The organism is Saccharomonospora saliphila YIM 90502, from assembly GCF_000383795.1.
GTDB lineage: Bacteria > Actinomycetota > Actinomycetes > Mycobacteriales > Pseudonocardiaceae > Saccharomonospora > Saccharomonospora saliphila.
The window spans coordinates 18,435-20,912 of record NZ_KB912653.1; the positions used below are offsets into that span (position 1 = coordinate 18,435).

Consider the following 2,478-nt stretch of genomic DNA (forward strand, 5'->3'; position numbering starts at 1 on the left):
GTCGACGTGGCCGTCAGCCCCGGCCCGACCGGCCCCGGCCTCGCCGACGGCACGCCCGGCGGCGAGGACACGGGTGCGGACTTCCCCGGGCCCACGGAGCAGGACGGCCCGGCGGACACCCACGTGCGTGACGCTTCCGGCGCCATCGACGTGGAGGACGCGCTCGGAGAGGACGAGGTCGAGGCCGCCGTGCGGGCCGGTGCCCAGGTGGCCGACGACGAAGTGGAGGCGGGCGCCGACCTGCTCCTGGCGGCGGGGGTGGGTGTCGGGGCGAGCACCCCCGCCTCGACGCTGGTGGCCGCGCTGACCGGCGCCGAACCCGTCGCCGTCGTGGGCAGGGGTTCGGGCATCGACGATGTCACGTGGATGCGCAAGGCGCTCGCGGTCCGCGACGGGCTGCGCCGGGCGCGGCCGGTGGTGACCGAGCCGCTTGAGCTCCTGCGCACGGCGGGAGGGGCGGACCTGGCCGCCCTCGCCGGGTTCCTCGCCCAGGCCGCCGTCCGGCGCACACCGGTGCTGCTCGACGGATTGGTGGTCAGCGCGGCGGCGCTGCTCGCCGAGGAACTCGCGCCGGGCGCTCGCGCCTGGTGGACGGCGGCCCACCGCGGCCCCGAACCCGCGCAGGCGCTCGCGCTGGAACACCTCGACCTCCACCCGGTCGTCGATCTGGGCATCGCCGAAGAAGGCGGATACGGGGCGCTGGCGGTGCTGCCGCTGCTGTCGATGGCCGCGCGTGTGGCGGGCCCGCCCGCCGACGACGGCTGACGACTGAAGCCGGTCCGCCGGGGGACCCGCGATCGACCTTCCCGGGTCCCGGCGGGCCCGCGACGCGTACGCCGCGACCCGGCTCAGCCCAGGGTGTGCATCCAGCCGTGCGGGTCGGGCCGGGTGCCCTCCTGGATGCCGGTCAGTTCCTCGCGCAGCCGCATGGTGACCTCGCCGGGCCTGCCGTCGCCGACGGTGAACTCACCGCCCTCGTGCCGGACACGGCCCACGGGCGTGATCACCGCCGCCGTTCCGCAGGCGAAGACCTCGGTCAGCTCGCCGGAAGCGGCCGCCCGCTCCCACTCGTCGGTGGAGATGCGGCGCTGTTCCACCGGGTAACCGAAGTCGGAGGCCAGCGTGATCAACGACTCCCGCGTGATCCCCGGCAGCAGCGCCCCGCTGAGTTCGGGCGTGACCAGCCGCGCGTCCCGACCGGAGCCGAAGACGAAGAACAGGTTCATCCCGCCCATCTCCTCGACCCAGCGGTGCTCGGCCGCGTCGAGCCAGACGACCTGGTCGCAGCCCTGCTCGACCGCCTGCCGCTGCGCCACGAAGGAGGCCGCATAGTTGCCCGCGCACTTGGCCTCCCCGGTGCCGCCGGGGGCGGCCCGCACGTACTCCGTGGACAGCCACACGCTCACGGGCGTGACCCCGCCCGCGAAGTACGATCCGGCGGGCGAGCCGATGAGGTGGTAGAGGTAGTGCTGCGACGGCTGGTTCACGCCGAGACCCACCTCGGTCGCGATCATGAAGGGGCGGAGGTAGAGGGAGTCGCCCTGGCGGGTGGGCACCCACCGCTCGTCGGCGGCGATCAGTTCGTGGATCGACCCGAGGAAGAGGTCGTCGGGCAGCTCCGGCATCGCCATCCGCCGTGCCGAGCGGCGAAAGCGCGCCGCGTTCGCGTCGGGGCGGAAAGCCTTCACGGAGCCGTCCGGCTGCCGGTACGCCTTGAGCCCCTCGAAGATCGCCTGGCCGTAGTGCAGCACCGCGGTGGCCGGGTCGAGGGACAGCCCCGCGTACGGCCGCAGCTCGGCGTCGTGCCAGCCCTGGCCCGCGTCCCAGACGGCCGTGACCATGTGGTCGGTGAAACTCAACCCGAATCCCGGCTTCGCCAGTACCTCAGCGACCCGCTCCTCGGGGGCGGGATTCGTGCTGGGCGTGCGGCGGAAGGGGATCGTGGTAGTCATGGCGGACAGCATATCGCTTCGCTAGGACGTCAGAACATTCCTCGTCATATCGTCCGCACGGGAGGAGCGCGGCCTCTACGATGTGCGCGTGACTTCCCCGTCCCAGCGCGCGACCGGCTCCCCGGCCACCGGCCCCGCCGCCCACGCCAAGACCTTCGCCACCGCGGCCCTGCTCACCTTCGCCTGCGGCATGCTCGTGCTGATCGGCTACGTCATGGTCGGCGGGTTCGGCTTCTTCCTCGGACTGGTCGGCACGGTGTTCGGGGTGCTGTGGTGGAAGGACCTGCACGGCACCGTCTTTCCGAAGGACATCCCGGCCAAGTCCCTCGTGATTCTCGCGGCCAGCGCCGCCGCCCTGTTCGGGCTCGCCGTCGCGATGGCCTGACGGCCGCCTCCGACCCCGCCGACGGCAACGCCAACCGGCGCCCGCTCTCAGCGGGACGCCCGCCCGCGCAGGAAATCCTTCTCCGAAATCGCCTCCCGGTGTTCCGAGTACCAGACCCGGGCTGACTTCTACCCGTGGTAC

Annotated in this window: 3 protein-coding genes; 2 read left to right on the plus strand and 1 reads right to left on the minus strand. The window is 73.2% G+C overall.

Translation table 11 applies throughout. The features are described from left to right. Positions 1-765 (plus strand): nicotinate-nucleotide--dimethylbenzimidazole phosphoribosyltransferase (locus SACSA_RS22130; RefSeq protein WP_019815153.1); only part of this gene is annotated, 765 nt, incomplete at its 5' end. Positions 766-848: 83 nt separating this feature from the next. On the opposite strand, the gene SACSA_RS0108785 is transcribed toward SACSA_RS22130, so the two are convergent. Continuing rightward, the gene (locus SACSA_RS0108785) at positions 849-1,952 is read right to left on the minus strand and encodes a branched-chain amino acid aminotransferase (protein WP_028661698.1); all 1,104 of its coding nucleotides are present in this window, start codon (positions 1,950-1,952) and stop codon (positions 849-851) included. 88 nt (positions 1,953-2,040) lie between these two features. Here SACSA_RS0108785 and SACSA_RS0108790 point away from each other — a divergent pair, with 88 nt between their 5' ends. Next, entirely contained in the window at positions 2,041-2,337 is a 297-nt protein-coding gene (locus SACSA_RS0108790) for a hypothetical protein (RefSeq protein ID WP_028661699.1), read from the plus strand. Positions 2,338-2,478: the final 141 nt, after the last annotated feature.

What these genes read in the sequence shown, in the direction of transcription:
- SACSA_RS0108785 (WP_028661698.1), bottom strand. Translation starts at nt 1,952, where the DNA reads ATGACTACCACGATCCCCTTCCGCCGCACGCCCAGCACGAATCCCGCC.